We start from the raw sequence: 22,953 nt of genomic DNA on the forward strand, positions 1-22,953 counted from the left end.
ATGCGGACGAACCGCGGGCGGAGGCGAACCTTACAGGTTGGCGCCACACACCGGCCAGGCGCCGGGGCCCTGGCTGGCGAGCACGTTCTCCGCGACGCGGATCTGCTCGGAGCGGCTGGCGTTGGCCGGGTTGCCACTGCCGCCGTTGGCGTTCCAGGTGCTCTGGGTGAACTGCAGGCCGCCGTAGAAACCGTTTCCGGTGTCGGCGCCCCAGTTGCCGCTGGCCTCGCACTGCGCCACCGCATCCCAGTCGTGGCCGCCGTCGGCAGACGCGGTAGCGGTCAAGCCGAAGGGGACGGCGACGATGGCGCCGGCGACGGCGGCGAAGCCGAGTGCGCGAGTGCTGAACTTACGGTTACGAGACATGTGGTTTTCCCTGCCTGCGCCCAGCCGGCCCGATGGTGACGATTACGGGTCCCTGTCCCCAGGTATGTCGGGGTCGAACTCGAACCGCGGGACAGGGTTGCCGGTGTTCAGCGATTCGAGCGTCAGCCCGGAATTCCGAGCTGCAAACGACCGTAACGGAGAAATCTCGATAGATCACGTTGCGATAACAACCGAACTGTCTCAACCCACCGTGGAGGATATTCACGTTTACGCAGCGCATGGTGCGATAAACGCGCGTTACATAACTGTAGTTATATAAACGTTATGTGGTCGAGATCACTGAGATATAGTGATCCCCGTCGCACGACAACGCCCGAAATCGGTCATTTCACCCACTCGAATCACCTGCAGACACCCAAAGGTGCCGGTCGGAGGGCTAATGCTCGGACACGGTGACTGGCCACCGGTCCACCGTCTCCAGCGACGTGAGCTGGGCGTTCTCCAGTGCTTGCGCGACACGCCGACCGTAACGGGATGCCAGGGCAGGAGTCCGGCTCACCCCGCCGGGACGGCGCCGCTCGGCATAGGCCAGCCAGCCCGAGGCCTGGCGCAGGATCTCGCCCGTGTTCAGCGGCCCCGCGAGCAGCAGACCGCCGTATTCGGGCACCACCGCCACCGCACTGCCCAGATGCTGCAGGCACCGGCAGATTCCCAGTTCGTGCCCGAGATCGCGGTACACGGTCAGCGCCAGCAGCCACCAGCGCATCGCGCGCCGGGGCTCACCGCGCATCCACCACAGCAGCCCCAGCGTTTCGAACGTGTGCGCCCGGCCGGACGGGTTGCGCCCGCCGCGGGTCAGGGTTTCGGCCAGCTCGAGACGGTCGCGGGCGGCGTCCAGGCGGCCTTCGTGCATATGTGCGATGGCCAGGTCGTTCAGCGCACAGACCTCGGCGGCGATGTCGCGCCGCGGCAGCAGCCACCACGCACGCTCGAAACCGGCCACGATGTCGGGCAGTGGGTACTCGCCACCCGGCAAACGGTCGAAATCCCGCATCGCCTCGGCATGCGCGCGCCGCGCGTCCAGGCCCGTACTCCGGCGTGGACGGCTGCGGCGCCGCTTCCGGAGCGGACGCGGCCATCCCCGGCGTGTCGCGGTATCGAGCGCGAGATCGCAGCGGATCGATGCCAGTTCACGGATCTGCGGATGCGCCGGGCCGCTCAACGCCAGCATCGCCCGCGCCGCGGGACCATCGGAAGGGGCCCCGATCCGCGCGTACCAGAGGTCGAGCGCGTCGGCGATCCGGGCCAGGGCCGGAATGTCGAGTTCGACGCCGTGATCGCAGTCGGCGCATGCGCGCACCAGCTCGGCCAGCCGGTCCGCCGTGCCCGTGAACCACCGATGCGCTCCGGCGCCGAGCCGATCCGAATCCAGGGCCACCGCCCAGCGCGTCGCCCGGTCGGAGTAGTGCCGGATCAGCGCCGGCCACGTGGCCCGCCACTGCGGTGTGCGGCGGACGACGGCGCGATCCGGCGATGTCGTGGGTTTCGCGACGGCGAATCGGTCGTGTCCGTCGTGGACGATCACGCCGTGGGCGGCGAGCCGGATCAGAACCTCGCCGGTGGAACGCTGAACCACCGCCTGCTCCCCCGGCAGGACCGTCGCGGAGTCGAGCATCGCGGTCACCGTGTCATAGAGCGCGGCGGCCTCGTAGTCGGTGAACGGCAGTGCCCGCAGGACGGCGGCGACGACCGCATCGGTCGCGTCCAGCGGCTGCGTCCGGGCCGGCGCGAGCGCGGGCAGCGCCGCGACGGTCCGCTCGACCACGGGTGGCGGCTGCACCAGGTCCGCGGTGAGATCCAGTTCCCGCCGGACACGCGCGCCCTCGCGCATATCCATCGTCTTGCGCCACAGCACGTACAGCGCGGCGGCCGCCACGACCGCGACCGCCACCCAGCGCAGCACCCCCGCCAGCGAGTTCAGCACCCGGCTCTGCCCGACCGAACCCTCCAGCAGCTTCGCCACAACCTCCAGCAGCAGCGACGACGACATCACCCACGCCGCGCCCAGAAAGCCTTGCCAGACAGAGGATTTCGGTGTGGCGATGAGCTGCGACGCGATGTCGTGCTCGGGCCGGTGCGAGTGGCTGCCACTCATCGCACGATCCCGCCCGTCAATCCCGGAACCAGGAAGCGGCGCCAGGTCATCAGTAACAGCAGTACCGGCGGGACCGTCGACAGCAGCGCCCCGGCCGCGAGGTGGGCGGCGTTCTCCTGGAATTGCCGTGCGTCGCCCCACAGCAGCAGCGACCACGGGCTGACGTCGGCGCCGCTGACCATCAATCCGATGAAAAAGTCGTTCCACACCTGAATCAGTTCGAGCACCGCCACCGCGCCGACGGCGGGCCACGCGGTCGACACCACGCGACCCAGCACGGCCCACGGTTTGGCCAGACCGTGCAGGGCGTCGGCGGCCGGACCGTCCGAGGGCGCGAGCAGCGCTCCGCGCAGAATCAGGATCGCGATGGGCAATCCGATCGCGGCGTGCACCACGATCAGCGAGGAGAACGACGTCCCGGTCAATCCCATCCGCTCGATGACGCGCCGGATCGGCCCGACGTAGAGCTGCGCGGGCAGCACGGTGAACACCACCAGCACCACCACCGCGATCCGCGAACGCAGCGCGTCGGCGGGCAGCGCGGCGAGCTGATGGGCGACCGGGAACGCCGCACCGATGACGAGAACGGTGGCCCACACCGCCACCCAGCCCGTATTGGCCATGGCATGCAACAACTCTCGGTGCTGCCACACCGATCCGGCGCCGGCGAGGGCGGGCCCGTCGGCGCCCACCCAGCTGAACACCACCAACGCCAGCAACGGCCCCAGCGACAGCGACGAGACCGCCACGAGCCGAAGGACGCCGTGCGCGGTGCGTCGCGTGCGGACCGGATCGGCGCTCGGGCGGCGCATCCAGCCGACGCGGTGGCGGCGCACGTCGGTCTGCAGAATCCACGCCGCCGAGCCGATCAGCACCGCCAGCGGCAGCGAATAGGCCGCGGCCACACCGGGGTCGGCATCGGGATCCGAGACCAGCCGCCACCAGTGCACGGTCGCCGAGTCCAGCGAATACTGCAGCGATCCCGGCACCGCGATCAGGATGATGTCGAAGATCCGCGCCGCGGCGACGGCGACGACGAGGCCGAGGATCAGGAAGACCGGGCGTACCAGTTCGAACAGCCGGGCCCGGGTCCGGCCCGCGCCGCGCGCGTCCTCGAGGTAGCCGCGCCGCACCGGATCGGCCTCGATGGCGGCGATCGCGGCGCGGAACAGTGCGAACAGCGCACCCAGCCAGCACCAGGCGAAAGCCGCGATCAGCAGGGCCATCAGCCACACGCGCTGGCCGGCCACGCCCGCGACCGGCATCCGGTAGTCGGGATTCTCGGCCAGCAGGCGCAGCGCCAGTCCGGCGACGAACGCGGAAACGCCGAACGGCAGGATCAGCGGTGGCCACGGCCACCAGCCCCGGCGGCCACGCCAGGCCAGTTCCAACGCCAGGACCAGCACGGCCGGCGCGCACAGCACCCACACGAGCGTCCGGACATAGGCGCCGCGCCCACCGGGTCCCAGTTCGACGCCGATCCCCCGGATCGTCACCACGAGCGCGACCACCACAACGGGCCACCACAGCGAACGCCAGCGAATCCGTACGACGAGGCTCGCGCCGTCCGGCGCCTCGCGGCGAAACACGGTCGGCCACAATCGATTGCGCAACAATGTCCAGCGACCCCGCACCGCCGCCGCCGCGAGCGCGCGCACCGCGTCGTCCCGGCGCCACAGCAGCGTGCCCGCCGCGACCAGTACCATCAGCAGCGCACACCAGCCGACCATCGCCCACTGTGCGCGAACCGCGGTCCACACCGTGGTGGCGGCCGGCCCGACCAGCAGCAGCAGGATCAGCACCAGTGCCGGCAGCTGCGCGGGCCACATCGACCACCGCCGAGGGTGGCGTCCCGGGATCACCGGACCGGCGATGCGTGTGAGCGCCGGCTCCAGATCCAGTCCGTGCGCGTGGATGTGCCCGGCCGTCATCGCGCTCTCCGTTCGAACTCGTCGAGTGCGCGCACCGCGTGATCGACCGCCGCGTCGAGTCGGTCGGCGTGGCCGTCGCCGACGGTGACGAGCAGGTCGGTCAGCACCCGCCACAGGCCGTCGCGCCGCCCGGCGGCACCGATGAGATCGGCGAAATCGAACGCGGACCACGAATGCAACTGACCCGCAACCGGATCCAGCATCGGCGCGTGGTCCGGGACGGTGCGCGGACTCGGTGCCAGGAAGCCGCCGTAGTCGCCGATCCAGGCCGAGACGGCGCCCGGCGCGGTGAGTGCGCCGAGCACCGGCACCGCATCGTGGGCCCCGGCGGCGGTCGCGACGATCACGTCGCCGCCGCCGATGGCCGGGCGCGGACCCCCGGGCGCCACCGCCGGAAAGGGCATGACGCCCACGGCGTCCGCGGGCCGGCCGGCCCGGCGCAGGCAGCTGCGCACGATGGGTTCCGCGAAATCCGGGGCCACCACCATCGCGGCGGTGCGCCGTTCGAACACCTCGCGCACCGATTCCGGAAATTGCCGGGTCAGGGTGGCGGCGATACCGCCCGGGAAGGTGCCGCGCGGCGCCCATATGGTGCCCAGCCGGTACAGGGTCGCCCGCACCGCGTCGCGGTCCCATTCTCGGGGACGGTCCGGCTCGCCGGCGGCGGCCAAATCCTCGTAGTCCCAGGCGGATTCGCCGTAGAGGATGTTGCCGAACAAGTCGGCCAGCACCCAGCCGTCGGCGCCGCCCAGCGCCAGTGGGCGGCGGGCGGTCGCCTCCGCGATACGCTGCGGCCACTGCGAGACGGTCCAGTCGCGCGGGTCGTCGCGCGGCCGGTCGCCGCCGAAGGCGTAGCGGTCGTACCACACCAGCGATTTGTCGGCCGCCTTGAACGGAATGCCGTAGAGCGCACCGTCTTTCCACAGCAGCGAGCGCCACCGATCCGGATAGCGCGGTCCCGCCGCGTCGTCCCACAGCGTGGGCGGCAGTGCGCGCAACACCCCGCCCGCCAGCTCACCGATCCGTCCGACCTCGGGCAACATCACCAGATCGGGGGCGGAGCGGCCGCGCGCCTGCAAGGCCGTATCGATGTCGTCGCCGAGCGGCAACACCGCGACCGTGGCACCCAGCCCCGCATCGTCGAGCACCCGGCGGAACGCGGCGAGCTCGGATCCACTCCAGGGCACAGCGATTCGCACCGAGGCGGGGTGGCCGAACAGCACTCCGGGGGCGCATGCGGTGAGCATCGGCGCCAACGCCGCGGCACGCAGCACCGCCCGCCGTGTCGCCATGCCCACCCCCGAGTCCGCGTGCCCTGCACCGACATTCGAATGCCGGTCCGCATGATTCGCGGACCGGCATTCGGATCATCGCTGAAATACGTTTACCCCGTCAACGTCCCGGATACTCCGGCGGCTGCCACGGCCGGCCGCCCGCATCGCCGGGGCGCGGCGCCGGTTGCTGCTGCTGCGCGGGCGGCGACGGCGGAATGGGGGCGCTCTGCGGCGGCAGATGCCGCGGCTGGTTGGGCGCGATCAGCGGCGAATCGACCGGTGTTGCCGCCGCGGCCTCGGCCGCGCGCACCGCCCGCTCGGCGGCCGGATCGGTCTTGATGTCGAACCAGTCGGCGACTTCGTCGGCGTCGTCGTCGGGTGTGCCCGCGGCGCCGTCGTCGCTGGGCTCGTAGCGGAAGACGCCGTCCTCGCCCTGGGTGCCGAAGTTGCGCGCGAACCCTTCCAGCGCCTTGCCGAAGTCGCTGGGCACCATCCACACCTTGTTGGCGTCGCCCTTCGCCACCAGCGGCAGCGTCTGCATGTACTGGTAGGCGAGCAGCTCCGGGGTCGGTTTGCCGGATTTGATGGCGGCGAAGACCTTTTCGATCGCCTTCGCCTGGCCCTGAGCCTGCAGGTAGGCGGCCGCGCGTTCACCCTGGGCGCGCAGGATCCGGCTCTGCCGTTCACCTTCGGCGGACAAGATGGCCGACTGCTTGGAACCTTCGGCCGCGAGGATCTGGGACTGCTTGGCACCCTCGGCCGTCTTGATCTGCGCCTCGCGGTTACCTTCCGCGGTGAGGATCATCGCGCGCTTCTCACGGTCGGCCTTCATCTGCTTCTCCATCGATTCCTGGATCGACGGCGGCGGATCGATGGCCTTCAACTCCACTCGCGCCACCCGCAGGCCCCAGCGGCCGGTCGCCTCGTCGAGCACGCCGCGCAGCTGCGAGTTGATCTGGTCCCGGGATGTCAGCGTCTCCTCCAGGGTCATGCCGCCGACCACGTTGCGCAGGGTGGTGATGGTCAGCTGCTCGACCGCGGCGATGTAGTTGCTGATCTCGTAGACCGCGGCCTGCGGGCTGGTGACCTGGAAATACACCACCGAGTCGATCTGCACGGTGAGGTTGTCCTGGGTGATCACCGGCTGCGGCGGGAACGACACGACCCGTTCGCGCAGGTCGACCTTCGCGCGGATCCGGTCGGCGAACGGGACCAGGAATGTCAACTGGCCCGATACGGTGCGCGAATATCTGCCCAGCCGCTCGATCACCGCGGCCTCGGCCTGCGGTACCAGCGCGATCGACTTGAAGACCACCACCGCGACCAGCACCACGATGACGATCGCGACGATCAGTACAGCCATTACGGCCCCTTCCAGACGACGGCGTGCGCGCCGTCGATCTTCATGACGTAGACGGTCTCACCCTCGGCATATTCATCGGCCGGGTCGAACGGGCGTGCGCTCCACACTTCGCCACCGATCTTCACCTGACCGCTGTTCTCGTTCACCGCCTCCAGCACCTTCGCCGTCTTCCCCGGCAACGCATCGACATTGGTCGGTGTGGGCGGTGGAGTTGCGAAGCGGCGCAACAACATCGGGCGAACGACGAACAGCAGCCCGATGGCGGAGATCGCGAACACCACGGCGTCGATCACCACCGACGTCTGCGCGATCCCGGCAACCCCCGCGGTGATCAACGCCGCGCCGCCCAACATGAGCAGCGTGAAGTCACCGGTGAGCATCTCGGCTGCGGCGAGCAGAATTCCCGCGACCAGCCATACGATTGCGGCCACGAGTCAACCGTACCGTGCCTGTCCGTTTTTCCGCGCCTTTACCGGGACGAGTCGAGCGGAAACACGCCGGTCATCGGTCCAGATCCGGTGGCCGCGAGCCTTCGTCGGCCGGACCACACCGCCGGTCGGGGCCTCACCTCCCGCCGAACGGCAAGGGGAACAGGTAGTTTCGGCCGGGTGAGTGCGCGCGACTACGGTGACATCTATTCCGGACACGCTCGAACCCGCAAGCGCGCGGTACCGCAGGTGGTGGCCGAACGCGACCTCGTCGCCGAGGACGCGGCCAGTGGATTCTGCGGCGCCGTGGTCGGTTTCGAGCGCACCTACGACGGCGACTTCGTCAAACTCGAGGACCGCGGCGGCCGGGTCCGGCTGTTCGCCTTGCGTGAGGCGGCGTTCCTGATCGACGGGCAGCCGGTGACGCTGGTGCGGCCGAAGGCGACCGCGCCGGCCGCACCCACCCGGTCCGCGTCGGGGTCCACCCGCGTGGAGGGGCTGCGCGCCCGCGTCGCGCGCGCCAGCCGGATTTGGGTCGAGGGCGTGCACGACGCGGCGCTGGTGGAACGCGTCTGGGGACACGATCTCCGTGTGGAGGGCGTGGTCGTGGAGCATCTGGAAGGCCTCGACCATCTGGCCGCGCGCCTGACCGACTTCGGCCCGGAACCCGGCCGCCGGGTCGGAGTGCTGGTCGATCACCTGGTCACCGGCTCCAAGGAGACGAATCTGACCACAGGACTGGGCCCACACGTCCTGGTGACCGGTCATCCCTACATCGATATCTGGCAGGCGGTGCGACCGCAGGCCGTCGGCATCGAGGCTTGGCCGCAGGTGCCGCGCGGCGAGGACTGGAAGACCGGCGTCTGCCGCCGTCTCGGCTGGGGCGCCCCGTCGGAGGGCTGGCGGCGGGTCTACAACGCCGTCGACAGCTTCCGCGATCTGGAAGCGCCGCTGCTGGGCGCGGTGGAACAGCTCATCGATTTCGTCACCGAACCGGAGTGAGGACGCCGGTTCGCCGTAGCTCCGCCGATTCACAGGTGCCGTGGTTACGCTGGCCGGTATGACGCCGCTGCAGCGCTACATCGCAGAGGAGATCGGCACCGACCATGCCGAGGGCCTGCTCAGCCGCCGCGAGGCGCTGCGACGGTTGAGCCTGCTCGGGCTCGGCACCCCGGCCGCGGTGGCGCTGCTGACCGCCTGCGCCCAGCGGTCCGGCACCTCGGCGGGGACCACGAAACCGACCGCGCCGGCGAGGTCCGCGCCACCGCCGGGCACCGCGACCGCGGTCCAGCCGAGCGCGATCACCTTCCCCGGACCCGACGGCCGCACCCTGCAGGCCGCCTGGGCCGCCGCGGCGCAACCTCGGGGCGCAGTCCTGGTAATCCACGAGAACAAGGGCCTCAACGATCACATCCGTTCCGTCACCGGACGTTTCGCCGGCATCGGCTATTCCGCACTCGCGGTGGATCTGCTCTCCGAGGAAGGCGGTACCGCCACCTTCACCGACCCGGCCGCCGCCACCGCGGCTCTGGGCAAGGCGCCGCAGGATCGTCTCCTCGCCGATCTGCAGTCCGGTGTGGCGGAACTGGGGCGCCGGGTGCCGGGAAAGAAGCTGGGCGCCACGGGTTTCTGTTTCGGCGGCGGTCTCACCTGGCTGCTGCTCACCCACGGTACCCGCGAGCTGGCCGCGGCCACGCCGTTCTACGGCCCGTACCCCGAGGGCGGTGAGATCACCACCGCGAGTGCGGTCCTGGCCGTGTACGGCGCGCTCGACAAGCGCGTCGACGCCACGCGCCCCGCGGCCGAGGCGGCGTTGAACCGAGCCGGCGTGCCGCACGAGATCTTCGTCGCCGACGATGCCAATCACGCGTTCTTCAACGACACCGGCCCGAACTACCAGCCCGCCGCGGCCGCCGCCGCCTGGCAGCGCGTCACCGACTGGTACGCGCAGTATCTCGGGTGAGACGCGCCGGCGCGATCCGGCTCGCGGTGCTCGTGGCGGGTGTCGTCGCGGTGGCCGCGGCGGCGACCGGGAGCGTGGTGCGTCCGCCGGTGTTCGAACCGGCAGCCGTGCGAGCGACCGCCCCGATGGGGTGGAATTCCTGGGATTCCGGAATAGCGCTGACCGAGCAGTCGGTGCGCGAGACGATCGACGCGATGGTCTCGGACGGGATGCGCGATGCCGGCTATCGATACGTCGGCCTCGACGCGGGCTGGGCTGCCCCACAACGGAATTCGTCGGGCGATCTCGTCGCGGATCCGGTCCGGTTCCCGCACGGTATCGCCGCGGTGGCCGCCTACGCCCACGAACACGGCATGTATCTGGGTCTGTATTCCAGTCCCTTCAACGGGATCTGCGGGCAGACCCCGGCGACCGCGAGCCGCGGCCACGAACTGCAGGATGCGCGGCGATTCGCCGACTGGGGTGTCGACCTGCTCAAATACGACTGGTGCCGGACCGACGCGAATCACGACGAGCAGGTTCGTGATTTCGCCCGGATGCGTGACGCGCTGCGATCGACCGGACGCGGCATCGTCTACATGATCAATCCGAACAGCTCCGCCGACGCCCGCGCCGGCGTCGAGTACGACTGGTCGGCCGTCGCCGATTCGGCCCGCAGCTCCGACGATCTGATCCCGATGTGGCGCAACATCTTTCCCGAACCCGACATCGGCGGATTCGACACCACATCGGTCCGCGGTGTCGCCGACGAGGCAGACGCCGCGCTCCGCGCCCGGCCCAGCCGCCCCGGATACTGGCCCGACCCGGACATGCTGGTCGTCGGACAGTCGATGGCGCAATTCCTCGGCGCTCATCTGGACGGCCTGCCCGGAACCGCCGTGCGGCGGCCGGCACTCAGTGCCGACGAGACCGCCTATCTGGCCCGCCGTTTGGGGATCTCCCCGGAAACGCTGGCGCTGCTGCGAAATCCACGCACCCTCTCGCCGGCCGAGGAGCAGGCACATCTGTCGCTGTGGGCGATGCTGTCCGCACCGCTCATCGCGGGAAACGATCTCCGCACGATGAGCGAGCCCACCCGCGCCCTGCTCACCGACGCCGGTGTCATCGCCATCGACCAGGACCCCCGGGTGGCCCCCGCGGTGCCGCTCCCCCGCGAACGCCGGATCCTCACCAAACCCCTGTCCGACGGTTCGGTCGCCGTGGCCCTGCTCAACCCCGGCGACCAGCCGCTCACCCTCGCGACCAGCGCCCCCGAAGCCGGTCTCGCACAGGCACGGTCGTACACCGTGCACGACATCTGGGCTGCAACGACGACGATGACCGACGGCCGCATAGTCGCGCCGGACATTCCCGCCCACGGCGTGGTGCTGCTGAGGATCACTACCGGAGTTTGATGGTTCCAAGGCCGACCGCACACGGGGTCGCCGTACCCCGAGCGCAATTCTCAGGGCAACGCGAAACGGTTGTGGCTGTTGCTGTTCCTCCACCGATCCGCCGCTGCAAGATTCGCCCGCCCGAGGTTCACTCGAAACCCATTTCCGGCTACGAGATGCGCCGGACGATTCCATCGGCTGCCGACTGTTCGATGGCAGCGAGGAGCCGGTGGTGCCGCAGGGCGGTCTCGAAGCTGGGATGTGGTTGTCTGGCGTCGGTGATGGCTCGAGCGACCTCCTGGTAGAGCGCTGCGACATTGGCCGGCGGGCCGGACCGGATGCTTGCCGGGACGGTGCAATAGGTGTCGGGAACAGGCAGGATCTCGTCGCCGATCCGGATGTCCCAGTCGCCCCAGTGGATGAATGTCCCGGGCTGGGTCGGTGTGGCGGTCAACGTTGCGTCGCTGCCGACGAGCTCGAGGCGGAAGCCGTACCGGGCGGGTCCGTTGCCGCCGTGCACGGCGACCGATGCGGTGGCGCCGCCGGCCAGCAGTCCGTGCAGCAGCACGTGGCTGGGCGTGGCGTTGGGCACCGTCTGCTCCGTCCCGGCGATGAGCACGCGGTCGTGCGTGCGGGGCAGCCGTGCGGAGACTTCGGTCAGTGGGCCCGCGACACATTCGACTGTGGCCAGGAAGTGACCGGCCATGATGGTGAGGATGTCGGTGCCCTCCGAAGGATCGAGCCCGAACACGAGGTTCGGCCATATTCGATTGCCGCCCCAGGGGGCGCCCTCCGCCACCAGGGCGACCGATTCGAGCGCACCGATCCGGTCGGCGGCCAACAGGTCGGCGACGAAGCGGGCACTCGGGGAATGGTGGCCCTGCAGGACGACCGCGTGGACGACGCCGGCGTCGGTGGCGGCCTCGGTCAGCTCGCCCGCTTCGTCGGCGTCGATGCCCAGCGGCCACTCGGACACGACGTGCTTACCGGCGGCGAGCGCTGCCCTGATCACGGCGGCGTGTGCGGATGCCTTCACCGAGACGACGACCATGTCGACCTCGGGGTGCGCGACGAGTTCGCCCGCGTCGGCGAAGGCGAGCCGTACGCCGTGAGCGGCCGCCGCCCGGTCCGCGCTGACCTGGCTGGTGGTCGCCACCGCGGTCACCTCGAACTCCTCGAGCGCTGTGAGCGCTGGCAGGTGTGAGTTACCCGCCCAACCGCTGGCCCCGACAACTCCGACTCGGATCATGGATTCCACCCTCTAGTTATGTACCTTTCGGTAAGAAATTAGAGGCCGCCACACCCGCACGCAAGAGGTAATGTACCGATAGGTAAAAAAGAGGGAGAGGACACCGGAGGATCGCATGCCCGGCGGACGCCCACGCTCGTTCGACACAGACACCGCACTCGACCGCGCAGTAGAGGCGTTCTGGCGCAACGGCTTCGAAGCCACCTCACTGGCCGACCTGACCACGGCGATGGGCATCAACAAGCCCAGCCTCTATGCCGCCTTCGGCAACAAGGAGGAACTGTTCGGCAAGGTCCTCGCCCGCTACCTCGACGGCCCCGGCGCCTACGCGGCCGCCGCGCTCAACGCGCCGACCGGCCGCGAGGTCGTGGAGCGACTGATCCACGGAGCCGTCGACCTGACAGCAGGCGACAGCACGCCCCGTGGTTGCTTGTGCGTCAAGACCGTTCAAGCCTGCGGGTCCGACGCGCACACCGCACACCAGGACGCCGTCACGGTACGCAAAGCCGGCGAGGCGGCCCTACGCCGACGGCTCGAGCAGGCCAGTGACCTGCCCTCCCATCACAATCCCGCCACCTTGGCCGCACTCGTCCACACCATCTCCGACGGCATCGCCGTCCAGGCCGCGGCCGGGCGCAGCCGCGACGAGTTGCGGCAGGTCGCCGACACGGCGCTGCGCGCCCTCTGGGACGACGACACGTAGATCCCCCACGACGAGCGGGTTTGCGCTGCGCACACCATCACGCAGCCCCAGCGCCGTCGAAACCGATTCGCGCACAGTCACGTCCGCGCGGCGGGGTATCCGGTGGCCGGGCCGTCCGCGCCGTCCCGTGGCCGCGGGCGGGTTCGGGAGAGGTCGAGTTGCGGTGCGCCGCCGAGATACGACTGCAGCAGCACGGCCGCTCGCTGTCGCCACGCGCGATCCACACTCGTGCCGCGATCGGCGACGATGTCGGCGAGCCGGGCGCGGAAACGCTGCTCGCTCATGCCGAAACGGACGAGGATCTCCTCGTCGGGTGGCCCGCCGTAGGGCAGCCACAGTACGGCGAAATCGATGATTGCCTGTTCTTCGTCGGTCATCGTTCACTCACGGAATTGACGGGCCCCGCCGCACGGTGACGGGGCGGTCGGACTTTGCGGTACCCGTCAAAGTGTAATATTGTCCAGACAGGTGTCCACCTCCGTGGCGCCGAGGATCTCAGCCACTTCCTCCGTACCGGAGGGAAAGAAACGACACGCTATGGCGACAACACCGCACAGCCCGTTCGACGTCGCGAGTACCCGGACCCTGATCGCACCGGAAATCCGGCGTCGCATTCGCGCGGCGACCGGCTCCGACGTCGATCCGGAGCGCATGAAGGCACTGGAGGCCGTCTATCTGGGGACAGTGCTGACCGCGAGCATGGGCTACTCACTGCACAGCGGCACCTGCTCGGTCGAACATGTCGCGACGCGGATCATCTATCGATGACATCCGCCCGGCTCCGGACAGGTTCCGCGTCCGGAGCCTCGGTGATCAGCGATCCGGTTCCGGATCGCCCAGTCGTGCGCGGATCGCGCCCCACGGGTCGGCGAATGTCCGCGAGCCGTCGCGGTACGGCGACAGCCGCCTGAGATACCAGCGCATCACCGGACCGACCGGGCGGGCGATGAACCGCCATTTTCCTGTCCTGGAACGGATTTCGGCGAGCATTTCCGGTAAGGAGTGATGCTGGAAGTGCAGCACTTCCTGGGCGCGCCGGGTATCCATCCAGTCGGTGGCGAACCAGTCCGCATCGCTGTCCGGGTCCCCGTCCAGCCCGCGCGGGATGGCCTCCGGCAACCCGGAGGCGGCGGCGATCGAGGCACCGATATCGCTCTGGCGCAGCCGATGTGACGCGTCGCCGCCGATGAGGAAGACCTCACCCACGGACGGTGTGACGGTCGCGGCCGTGAACGCGGCGGCCACATCGCGCACGTCGACCGTATTGATTCGCCCGTCGGCCGGCAGCGCCGCCTCGAAGGTGAGCATGTCCGCGTCCAGGCCGAGCATCGGCTCGACGGTGAGTACGCCGCCGAGCCGCAGGATCACCCACTCCAGTCGCGACGCCCGCACCAGCTGTTCGGCCTCCGCCTTGTGCGCGCCGTACAGATCCGTCGGCCGCACCGGGGTATGCGGCATGAGCGGTCCGCCGGACCGATGCGGATTGCGGGCGCCGTAGACCGCGATACTCGACGCGAGCACGAACCGTGGCGGCGCGGCGAGCTCGGCCGCGGCGTCGAGCAGCGTGGCGGTGGCCTCCACGTTGACGGAGCGAGCGAGGCCGCGGCGCTGGTAACAGACCGGCGGGATGATCGCGGCGAGGTGGACGATCGCGCTCGGGCGCACCGATCGCGCGAGCTCGCGAACCTGTTGCGGCACAGTCAGATCCGCCCACCGCACCTCCACGCCGGCACCGGTGAACTCCCGCGCGGCGCGGCGGTTGGCCGGGATGTCGAGGTCGGTGGCGACCACGCGGGACCCGCGTGCGGCGAAGGTGCGCACCAGCGCGGTGCCGACCAGCCCGAACGCACCGGTGACGAGTATCGGCCCCGAAGTCATTCGGCCACAACGCTTCCCGCGATCAGCGGCAGGTCGAGGGCGGTGCGGATGCCGGCGGGGGCGCCGACCACCGCGGGGATGGCATTGACGATCCGGCCCGCGGCGGCCACAATCGCCGCGTGATTGTGGTCGCCGTGGCGGCTGGTGGGACAGATGTCGACGGTATAGGAGGGTTCGCCGACGATCTCGACCCGATAGGACCCGCCGGGCTGGGCCGGCTGCGGCCAATCGGGGCGCAGGTCGCCCCGCAACCGGGTGGTGTGTTCGATGACGATGACCGGGCGGCCCTTCACCATCCCGCGAATCTCGAAGCGCAGTGCCGCGACCGACCCTTCGGGCACATGCCCGGCCGCGATGTCGAAGCTTTCCGGCGCGGGCTCCCGTTCGTAGGATTCGGTGATCTCGTCGACGGTGATGCCCAGCCCCGCCTCGAGTTGCCGGATCGTCGTGCCCCAGGCCATGCCGAGCACCCCGGGCTGCAGCAGCATCGGCACCTCGTCGAGGGGTTTGCCGAATCCCATCACGTCGAACATGACCGTCGCGCCGTCGTAGGTGGCGTAGTCGGCGATCTCCGAACACCGCACCTGCTCGATATTGCGGCAGGTGCCGGCGAAGGTGAGCGGAATCAGATCGTTGGCGAAACCGGGATCGATGCCGGTGATGAAGATGCTCGCATCACCCTCGCGCGCGGCCGCCTCGATGGTGGCGAAGAACTTGTCCGGCAACACCTTCCACGGATATTGCAGGAGTCCGGGGGCGGATCCGACGAGATCGACGCCGGCGGCCAGGATGCGGCGGCAGTCCTCCAGCGCTTCGAGCAGCCGGGTATCGCCCATCGCGCAGTAGACCGCGCAGTCCGGGCGCAGGGCGAGCAACTCCGCCAGGTCACCGGTCGCGCGGATGCCGGTGGTGGCGTCCAGGCCGGCCAGTTCGCCGGCGTCCTTGCCGATCTTCTCCTTCGTCGAGACGCACACACCGACCAGTGCGAAGCGCGGGTCCTCGATCAAACCGGCCAGTGCGAGCCGGCCGACATTGCCGGTGCCGATATGCACGACGCGGATGGGCATTCGTTTCTCCTCGGGTCGCCGCGGCACCGCAGGCGGTCGGCGTCGCCGCCGTACCGGCGGGTGATCGACAAGCCGCAGTCGGACAAGTGTCTGGACAGTACTACGACCTCTCGCCGACCGACAACAGATCACCCGCGCGAACAGCGGTCGGAGCTCTGGAACAGTGTCTAGAACATGTTCCAGTTTGCATGGTAGCGTCACCGGCATGGGACGTGTAGACGGCAAAATTGCACTCATCAGCGGGGGCTCGCGAGGTATGGGTGCGGCCCATGCGCGGCTGCTCGTCGCCGAAGGCGCCAAGGTCGTGATCGGTGACATCCTCGACGACGAAGGTAAGGCTCTGGCCGGCGAACTCGGTGACGCCGCGCGTTTCGTGCACCTCGACGTGACCGCGCCCGAGGACTGGGCGGCGGCGGTGTCCACGGCGGTCGGCGAATTCGGCAAACTCGACGTGCTGGTCAACAACGCGGGCATCGTCAACGGCAATTCGCTGCGCAAGTTCGAACTGGAACAGTGGCGCCGCATCCTCGACGTCAACCTGACCGGAACGTTTCTCGGCATGCAGGCCGCGGTCGATCCGATGATCGCCGCCGGCGGCGGATCCATCGTCAACGTCTCCTCCATCGAGGGACTGCGGGGCGCGCCGTGGGCCCACGGCTACGTCGCCTCCAAATGGGGTGTACGCGGCCTGGCGAAGTCGGCCGCATTGGAGCTGGCGCAGCACAACATTCGCGTGAATTCGCTGCATCCCGGGCTGATCCGCACCCCCATGACCGCCGCCATCCCCGACGATCTGGTGACGATTCCGCTGGGCCGTCCGGCTCAGCCCGAAGAGGTGGCGACCTTCGTGCTGTTCCTGGCGAGCGACGAATCCTCGTACGCGACGGGCTCGGAGTTCGTCGTGGACGGCGGCCTGGTGACCGCGGTACCGCACAAGACCTCCTGACCCCGGACGACTTCCCCTCCAGGAGCACAGACATGCCCGAAACAGAAACCAGCACAATCGATCCCGCGACCCTGCTGCGGCTGCCGACCCACAACGGACACGCCCTGCTCGCCGGGCTGCGGCGTCATCGGCGCGAGCCGGTCATGACCCTCGGCGACACCGTCCTCACCGGCGCCGACGTCATCGACGCCATCAGCCGTTACATCGCCGCGTTCGCCGCCCACGAGGTCGGGCTCGGCACTCCGAGCGCACTGCTCGCCCTCAACCGCCCCGAGGTGCTGTTCATCCTCGGCGCCGGCCAGATCGCCGGACATCGGCGCACCGCACTGCATCCGATGGGCGGCCTCGACGACCATGTGCACGTGCTGACCGATGCCGGCATCACGAATCTGGTCATCGATCCGCAGCCCGCGTTCGTGCGGCGGGCGCGCGAACTCGCCGACCGGGTGCCCGAGCTGAAGCGGATCCTCGTCCTCGGCCCGGTCCCGGAGGAACTGGCCGACATCGGCGTCGACTTGATCTCCGCCGCAGCGGAATTCACTCCGGAACCGATCGAAGCGGTCGATATCCCACCGGATTTCGTCGTCTCGATCAGCTACACCGGCGGCACCACCGGAAAGCCCAAGGGCGTCATCGGCACCGCCGGCACCATGGCGACCATGACCCAGATCCAGCTCTCGGAATGGGAATGGCCGCAGCGCCCGCGGTTCCTGATCTGCACACCGCTGTCGCATGCGGGTGCCGCGTTCTTCCTGCCGGTGGTGCTGCAGGGCGGGCAATGCGTGGTACTTCCGCGATTCGACGCCGGTGAGGTGCTGCGCGCCATCGAGGAACACCGCATCTCCGCGACCATGCTGGTGCCGTCGATGCTGTATGCGCTGCTCGACCATCCCGATATCGATTCGCGCGATCTGTCGTCGCTGGAAACGATCTACTACGGCGCCTCCTCGATCGATCCGAAACGCCTGACGCAGGCGATCGCCCGGTTCGGCCCCATCTTCGCCCAGTACTACGGCCAGTCCGAGGCGCCGATGGTGATCAGCTATCTGGGCAAGGACGAGCACGACGAGGCGCGGCTGACCTCGTGCGGCCGGCCGTCGGCGGCGCTGCGCACCGGGCTGATCGGGACGGACGGGCAGCGGGTGGCGCCGGGCGAGGTCGGCGAGATCTGCGTATCCGGGCCACTGCTGGCCGGCGGTTACCTGAACCTGCCGGAGGTCACCGCGGAGACCTTCCGCGACGGCTGGCTGCACACCGGAGATCTCGCGCGCGAGGATCCCGACGGCTTCTGGCATATCGTCGGGCGCAGCAAGGACATGATCGTCACCGGCGGCTTCAACGTCTTTCCCCGGGAAGTGGAGGATGTCATCGCCGCCGACGCCCGCGTCCAGGGCGTTGCCGTCGTCGGCGTCGCCGATCCGCGCTGGGGCGAGGCCGTGACGGCCGCGGTCGTCTTCGATCCGGCCACCGCCGCCGATCCCGACGCGGTGGCCGCGGCGATCGACGACATCCAGCAGGATGTCAAGCGCCGCAAGGGTTCGGTCCAAGCTCCGAAACACGTCGTCGTGGTCGATGCGCTCCCGTTGACGGGACTCGGCAAGGTCGACAAGAAGGCCGTTCAGGTCCTCGTCACCGCCGAACTCGATCGATAGGTAGTCACCCAGCCTTACGAGCGGCCCCCGCGCCCCGGCTCCCTCACGACATCGGCGAGATGTCGTGCGCCGGTGGCGATCTCGGTCGCCTCCGCCATCTCCAGCCGGAATTCGTGGTCGGCGGCAGGCGCGGGGCCCTCGTGATGACTGATGCCCGCCGCGCCGATGACGTAGTGCAATGTTGTGTCGCCGATGTACACGGTCACCGTCCCCGCGGGCACGACGTCGGCGATCGCGCGTCCCAGCGGCAGCGCGAACCAGTGCGCGCGCACCGCGTCGGTCGCGCGACGCTGCCCCAGTAGCGGCGCCCCCCATTCCGAGAGTGCCTGCAGCACAGGCCGAAGCGCCGCGCCTGTAGGTGTGAGCTCGTAGACGGCGGCCGCCGAACGCGACCCCACCCTGCGGTGGGTGAGGATGCCGTCGCGTTCCAGATCCTTCAGCCGGGCCGCCAGGATATCGGTGCTGATGCCCGGAAGGTCGGCAAACAGATCGCTGTATCGCCGTGGCCCCGAGCACAATTCGCGAACCACCAGCAGATTCCAGCGGTCGCCGACGACTTCGAGCGCGCGGCTGACCGGACAGTAGTGATCATAGGTTCGGCGTGGCACATCCCCACCCTATCCCAGTACTTGGAAATTCCAAGCGCAAACTTGGAATAACCAAGTACAGTAGGCGGCCTACACGCCGGAAGGGGATGTTCATGCAGGTCAACCAGTCCAGCAAACTCATGGGGGTCTCGTACGAGATCCGCGGCCCGGTCGCCGAACAGGCCGCGCGACTGGAAGCCGAGGGCCATCACGTCGTCAAACTCAACACCGGCAATCCACTGCCGTTCGGCTTCGAGGCCCCCGCGGAGATCCTGCAGGACATCGTCCGGACGCTGCCGGTCTCGAGCGGCTACTCGTCCTCGAAAGGCCTGTTGCCGGCGCGGCGCGCGGTGGTCCAGTACTATCAGACCCTCGGGGTCACCGACATCGACGTCGAGGACGTCTTTCTCGGTAACGGCGTCTCCGAACTGATCATGATGGCACTCACCGCGCTCCTGGAGACCGGTGACGAAGTTCTCGTTCCCGCACCGGATTTCCCGCTCTGGACGGCTGCGACGACCCTCAACGGCGGCCGGGCGGTGCACTACATCTGCGACGAGGGCGCCGACTGGTATCCGGACCCGGCCGATATCGCCGCCAAGATCACCGACCGCACCCGCGCCCTCGTGCTCATCAACCCGAACAACCCCACCGGCGCCGTCTACCCGCCCGAGGTACTGCGGCCGATCCTCGACATCGCTCGCCGTCACAACCTGGTCGTCTTCGCCGACGAAATCTACGACAAGATCTACTACGACGGACTCACCCACACCTCGATCGCCGCGCTGGCCCCCGACCTGCTGTGCCTGACCTTCTCGGGATTGTCCAAGTCCTATCGTTGCGCCGGTCTGCGCTCCGGCTGGCTGGTCGTTTCCGGCCCCACTGGCCATGCGGAGAGCTACCTCGAGGGTCTCACCATGCTCGCGGGACTGCGGCTGTGCGCGAATGTGCCGGGGCAGCAAGCGATTCAGGCCGCATTGGGCGGGCATCAGAGCATCTACGACCTGACGCTGCCGAACGGGCGCCTGCGCGAACAGCGCGACCGCGCGTGGGAGGCGCTCACCGCGATCCCGGGCATCACCTGCGTGAAACCCAAGGGCGCCCTGTACGCGTTTCCGCGCATCGATCCCCGCGTCTACGCCATTCACGACGACGAACAATTCGTCCTGGACCTTCTCCTGCAGGAAAAGCTGCACATCGTGCAGGGCACCGGTTTCAACTGGCCCACCCCCGACCATTTCCGGATCACGACCCTGCCGCACGCCGACGAACTGGAATCCATCATCGAGCGCATCGGCCGCTTCCTGTCCACCTACCGGCAATAGCCGCGTTCGACCCACGGCGAAAGAACCGGCCACTGGTGGCCGGACCGTCCACCACGCCTGATCGGGGCGGGCGCCGGTATACCGCCTCTTTCTCCACTAACACACCTCCGAACCCCTCCGCCCGGTACCATTTATGGGCGCACAGGGTGTGACCAGCCAGTATCCGGAAGCGGTTCGCGAACCGGACGAGTGGCCGTCGCACGGCAGTCCCTATCGACTCTCGGCGGTTCGTGCCGGCAACGGTTCGTGCGAACTCGAGAGTATTCAGCAGGCATCGAGGCCGCACCCGACGACCACGGATGGACATGTGCGGGGGCGGCCCCACCGGATCGACGACGATCCGACGACTCTCCGCCCGGAGGTGGATGGTGGCCGAGAAATTCGAAGGACATATCGCGCTCGACATCCGTGATTCCGTCGCCGACTGGAAGCCGTTCACGGAACCGACCGCACCACGCGGCGCACCCAATGTGCTGTATCTGGTGTGGGACGACATCGGAATCGCCACTTGGGACTGCTACGGCGGGCTGGTCGAGATGCCGAATATGCAGCGAATCGCCGACCGCGGAATCCAATTCACCCAGTTCCACACGACCGCGCTGTGTTCCCCGACTCGCGCCTCCCTGCTCACCGGGCGGAATCCGACGTCCGTCGGAATGGCGACCATCGAAGAGTTCACCGACGGCTTCCCGAGTATGAGCGGCCGGATTCCCGACGACACCGCCCTGTGTTCGGAGGTTCTCACCGAACGCGGATGGAACACCTACGCCGTCGGCAAATGGCATATGACGCCGCTGGAGGAGAACAATCTGGCGGCGTCGAAACGTCATTGGCCGCTGGGGCGCGGATTCGAACGGTTCTACGGATTCCTCGGCGGCGAAGCCGACCAGTGGTATCCCAACCTCGTCTACGACAACCATCCGATCACACCGCCGTACTCGCCGGAGGACGGATATCACCTGTCGAAAGACTTGGCGGACAAGTCGATCGAGTTCATCCGCGACGCGAAAGTCATCGCCCCGGACAAACCGTGGTTCATGTACCTGTGCCCGGGATGCGGTCACGCGCCGCATCATGTCCCGCGCGAATGGGCGGACAAATACCGCGGCCGATTCGATATGGGATATGAGAAGTATCGCGAGATCGTGCTGGAGAACCAGAAGCGCATGGGGCTGATCCCGGAGGACACCGAACTGTCTCCGATGAACCCGTACGCGGACGCCACCGGAACCAACGGCGAGCCCTGGCCGCTGCAGGACACCGTGCGGGCGTGGGATTCGCTGTCCGAGGACGAGAAACGGCTGTTCCGACGCCAGGCGGAGGTATTCGCCGGTTTCCTGTCCTATACCGATGCGCAGATCGGGCGGCTCCTCGATTATCTGGAGGAGAGCGGGCAGCTGGACAATACGATCATCGTCACCTTATCCGACAACGGCGCCAGCGGTGAGGGCGGTCCGAACGGCTCGGCCAACGAGATGAAATTCTTCAACGGCTATATCGACACGATCGAGGACAGCCTGGCGAAACTCGACGAGCTGGGATCGCCGACCACCTACAACCACTACAGCATCGGGTGGGCGATGGCGTTCAACACCCCGTACAAGCTGTACAAACGCTACGCATCGCACGAGGGCGGCATCGCCGACGCCTGTCTGCTCTCGTGGCCCGCCGGGATCGCCGCCCGCGGCGAACTGCGCCACCAGTACCTCAACGTCTGTGATGTCACCCCGACGATCTACGAGCTGCTCGGCATCACGCCCCCGGAGACGGTGAAGAACGTGGCGCAGCGCCCACTGGAAGGCGTCAGCTTCCGGGCCCTGCTCGACGACCCGGACGCCGACACCGGCAAGCACACGCAGTTCTATTCGATGCTGGGCACCCGCGGCATCTGGCACCGGGGCTGGTTCGCCGACACCGTGCACGCGGCGTGCCCGTCGGGCTGGGGGCATTTCGACAGCGATCGGTGGGAGCTGTTCCACATCGAGGAAGACCGCAGCCAGATGCACGACCTGGCCGCCGATCGGCCCGAGAAGCTGGAGGAATTGAAGGCGCTGTGGTTCGCCGAGGCCGAGAAGTACAACGGGCTGCCGCTCTATGACCTCGACATCGTCTCGGTGATGCTGCGCGACCGGCCGACATACGCCAAGTCCCGCGACACCGCCGTCTACTACCCCGGCATCGCCGAGGTGGGGCCGGGCGCCGCACTGGAGATCCGCGGCCGGTCCTTCGCACTGCTCGCCGAGACGACGATCACGAGTCCCGACGCCGAGGGCGTGCTGTTCGCCCACGGCGGGCGACTCGGCGGGCACACGCTGTTCTTGCAGGACGGCCACCTGTATTACGTCTACAACTTCCTCGGCGAGGAGGAACAGGTGATGGTCTCCGACCGCCCGGTCCCGCTGGGCGACCACATCCTGGGCATGCGTTACGAACGGAAAGGCACGCGGCCGGACAAGTTCACCCCGACCGGAGAGGCGGTCCTCTACATCGACGAGAATCCGGTGGGTTCGCTCGACGATATGCGGACCCAGCCGACCGTGTTCTCCGGCGTCGGCGAGGGTGTCCGGGTCGGTCGGGACGGCGGCCAGTCGGTATCCCCGCGTTACCGGGCGCCCTTCCCGTTCACCGGCGGAATCATGCACCAGGTCGTCGAGGATGTCAGTGGTAAACCGTATCTCGACCTCGAAATGGCCGCCGCCGCAGCCTTTTCGCGGGATTGAGGGGTGGTGCCG

The 22,953-nt window shown here is 68.6% G+C and carries 20 protein-coding genes; 9 read left to right on the forward strand and 11 right to left on the reverse strand.

What is annotated here, in order from left to right:
* Window positions 1–30: 30 nt before the first annotated feature.
* From C8258_RS00100 to C8258_RS00125, 6 genes are all read right to left on the reverse strand, one after another.
* A complete protein-coding gene (locus C8258_RS00100; protein WP_036501092.1) occupies window positions 31–366 on the reverse strand; it encodes a transglycosylase family protein in 336 nt (111 codons plus the stop codon).
* Window positions 367–763: 397 nt separating this feature from the next.
* Complete coding sequence (locus C8258_RS00105) at window positions 764–2,482, reverse strand: hypothetical protein (protein WP_106953327.1); 1,719 nt, start codon at window positions 2,480–2,482, stop codon at window positions 764–766.
* Window positions 2,479–4,413 (reverse strand): hypothetical protein, encoded by a 1,935-nt coding sequence (locus C8258_RS00110; RefSeq protein WP_106953328.1) that lies wholly within the window; start codon window positions 4,411–4,413, stop codon window positions 2,479–2,481. The genes C8258_RS00105 and C8258_RS00110 overlap by 4 nt, the downstream gene beginning before the upstream one ends.
* Window positions 4,410–5,705, reverse strand: a complete 1,296-nt coding sequence (locus tag C8258_RS00115) for an ABC transporter substrate-binding protein (protein WP_106953329.1) — start codon at window positions 5,703–5,705, stop codon at window positions 4,410–4,412. The genes C8258_RS00110 and C8258_RS00115 overlap by 4 nt, the downstream gene beginning before the upstream one ends.
* Before the next feature lie 100 nt (window positions 5,706–5,805).
* Complete coding sequence (locus C8258_RS00120; protein ID WP_063013769.1) at window positions 5,806–7,050, reverse strand: SPFH domain-containing protein; 1,245 nt, start codon at window positions 7,048–7,050, stop codon at window positions 5,806–5,808.
* Complete coding sequence (locus C8258_RS00125) at window positions 7,050–7,481, reverse strand: NfeD family protein (RefSeq protein WP_036502267.1); 432 nt, start codon at window positions 7,479–7,481, stop codon at window positions 7,050–7,052. Before C8258_RS00125 ends, C8258_RS00120 begins: the two co-directional genes overlap by 1 nt.
* Window positions 7,482–7,658: 177 nt before the next feature.
* On the opposite strand from C8258_RS00125, the gene C8258_RS00130 reads away from it, so the two are divergent.
* The 3 genes from C8258_RS00130 to C8258_RS00140 are packed head-to-tail and all read left to right on the forward strand — an operon-like array spanning window position 7,659 to window position 10,835.
* Window positions 7,659–8,480, forward strand: coding sequence for a DUF3097 domain-containing protein (locus tag C8258_RS00130; protein ID WP_106953330.1), 822 nt, complete (start codon window positions 7,659–7,661; stop codon window positions 8,478–8,480).
* Window positions 8,481–8,538: 58 nt separating this feature from the next.
* Complete coding sequence (locus tag C8258_RS00135) at window positions 8,539–9,441, forward strand: dienelactone hydrolase family protein (protein ID WP_106953331.1); 903 nt, start codon at window positions 8,539–8,541, stop codon at window positions 9,439–9,441.
* The gene (locus C8258_RS00140) at window positions 9,438–10,835 is read left to right on the forward strand and encodes a glycoside hydrolase family 27 protein (protein ID WP_106953332.1); all 1,398 of its coding nucleotides are present in this window, start codon (window positions 9,438–9,440) and stop codon (window positions 10,833–10,835) included. Before C8258_RS00135 ends, C8258_RS00140 begins: the two co-directional genes overlap by 4 nt.
* 148 nt (window positions 10,836–10,983) lie before the next feature.
* Here C8258_RS00140 and C8258_RS00145 read toward each other — a convergent pair whose 3' ends face one another.
* Entirely contained in the window at window positions 10,984–12,063 is a 1,080-nt protein-coding gene (locus tag C8258_RS00145; protein ID WP_106953957.1) for a Gfo/Idh/MocA family protein, read from the reverse strand.
* A gap of 115 nt (window positions 12,064–12,178) precedes the next feature.
* On the opposite strand from C8258_RS00145, the gene C8258_RS00150 reads away from it, so the two are divergent.
* Entirely contained in the window at window positions 12,179–12,766 is a 588-nt protein-coding gene (locus C8258_RS00150; protein WP_106953333.1) for a TetR/AcrR family transcriptional regulator, read from the forward strand.
* A 77-nt stretch (window positions 12,767–12,843) separates the two neighbouring features.
* On the opposite strand, the gene C8258_RS00155 is transcribed toward C8258_RS00150, so the two are convergent.
* Complete coding sequence (locus C8258_RS00155; RefSeq protein ID WP_106953334.1) at window positions 12,844–13,143, reverse strand: DUF3263 domain-containing protein; 300 nt, start codon at window positions 13,141–13,143, stop codon at window positions 12,844–12,846.
* A 160-nt stretch (window positions 13,144–13,303) separates the two neighbouring features.
* Here C8258_RS00155 and C8258_RS00160 point away from each other — a divergent pair, with 160 nt between their 5' ends.
* On the forward strand, window positions 13,304–13,534 hold the full coding sequence (locus C8258_RS00160; RefSeq protein ID WP_063014844.1) for a hypothetical protein: 231 nt from the start codon (window positions 13,304–13,306) through the stop codon (window positions 13,532–13,534).
* Between the two features lie 45 nt (window positions 13,535–13,579).
* Here C8258_RS00160 and C8258_RS00165 read toward each other — a convergent pair whose 3' ends face one another.
* Window positions 13,580–14,644 carry an NAD(P)-dependent oxidoreductase gene (locus tag C8258_RS00165; RefSeq protein WP_106953335.1) on the reverse strand — a complete coding sequence of 355 codons (1,065 nt, stop codon included), beginning with the start codon at window positions 14,642–14,644 and terminating at the stop codon, window positions 13,580–13,582.
* Window positions 14,641–15,711, reverse strand: a complete 1,071-nt coding sequence (locus C8258_RS00170; RefSeq protein WP_106953336.1) for a diacylglycerol kinase — start codon at window positions 15,709–15,711, stop codon at window positions 14,641–14,643. Before C8258_RS00170 ends, C8258_RS00165 begins: the two co-directional genes overlap by 4 nt.
* 205 nt (window positions 15,712–15,916) lie before the next feature.
* Here C8258_RS00170 and C8258_RS00175 point away from each other — a divergent pair, with 205 nt between their 5' ends.
* Window positions 15,917–16,657, forward strand: a complete 741-nt coding sequence (locus C8258_RS00175) for a glucose 1-dehydrogenase (RefSeq protein ID WP_106953337.1) — start codon at window positions 15,917–15,919, stop codon at window positions 16,655–16,657.
* A gap of 32 nt (window positions 16,658–16,689) precedes the next feature.
* Window positions 16,690–18,309, forward strand: a complete 1,620-nt coding sequence (gene fadD8 / locus C8258_RS00180; RefSeq protein WP_106953338.1) for a fatty-acid--CoA ligase FadD8 — start codon at window positions 16,690–16,692, stop codon at window positions 18,307–18,309.
* A gap of 14 nt (window positions 18,310–18,323) precedes the next feature.
* On the opposite strand, the gene C8258_RS00185 is transcribed toward fadD8, so the two are convergent.
* Window positions 18,324–18,917 carry a helix-turn-helix domain-containing protein gene (locus tag C8258_RS00185; protein WP_106953339.1) on the reverse strand — a complete coding sequence of 198 codons (594 nt, stop codon included), beginning with the start codon at window positions 18,915–18,917 and terminating at the stop codon, window positions 18,324–18,326.
* 92 nt (window positions 18,918–19,009) lie between these two features.
* On the opposite strand from C8258_RS00185, the gene C8258_RS00190 reads away from it, so the two are divergent.
* Both C8258_RS00190 and C8258_RS00195 read left to right on the forward strand, forming a co-directional pair.
* A complete protein-coding gene (locus tag C8258_RS00190) occupies window positions 19,010–20,221 on the forward strand; it encodes a pyridoxal phosphate-dependent aminotransferase (RefSeq protein WP_106953958.1) in 1,212 nt (403 codons plus the stop codon).
* 365 nt (window positions 20,222–20,586) lie between these two features.
* Window positions 20,587–22,941, forward strand: coding sequence for an arylsulfatase (locus C8258_RS00195; protein WP_106953340.1), 2,355 nt, complete (start codon window positions 20,587–20,589; stop codon window positions 22,939–22,941).
* Window positions 22,942–22,953: the final 12 nt, after the last annotated feature.

Source organism: Nocardia sp. MDA0666 (assembly GCF_003023875.1).
GTDB lineage: Bacteria > Actinomycetota > Actinomycetes > Mycobacteriales > Mycobacteriaceae > Nocardia > Nocardia aobensis.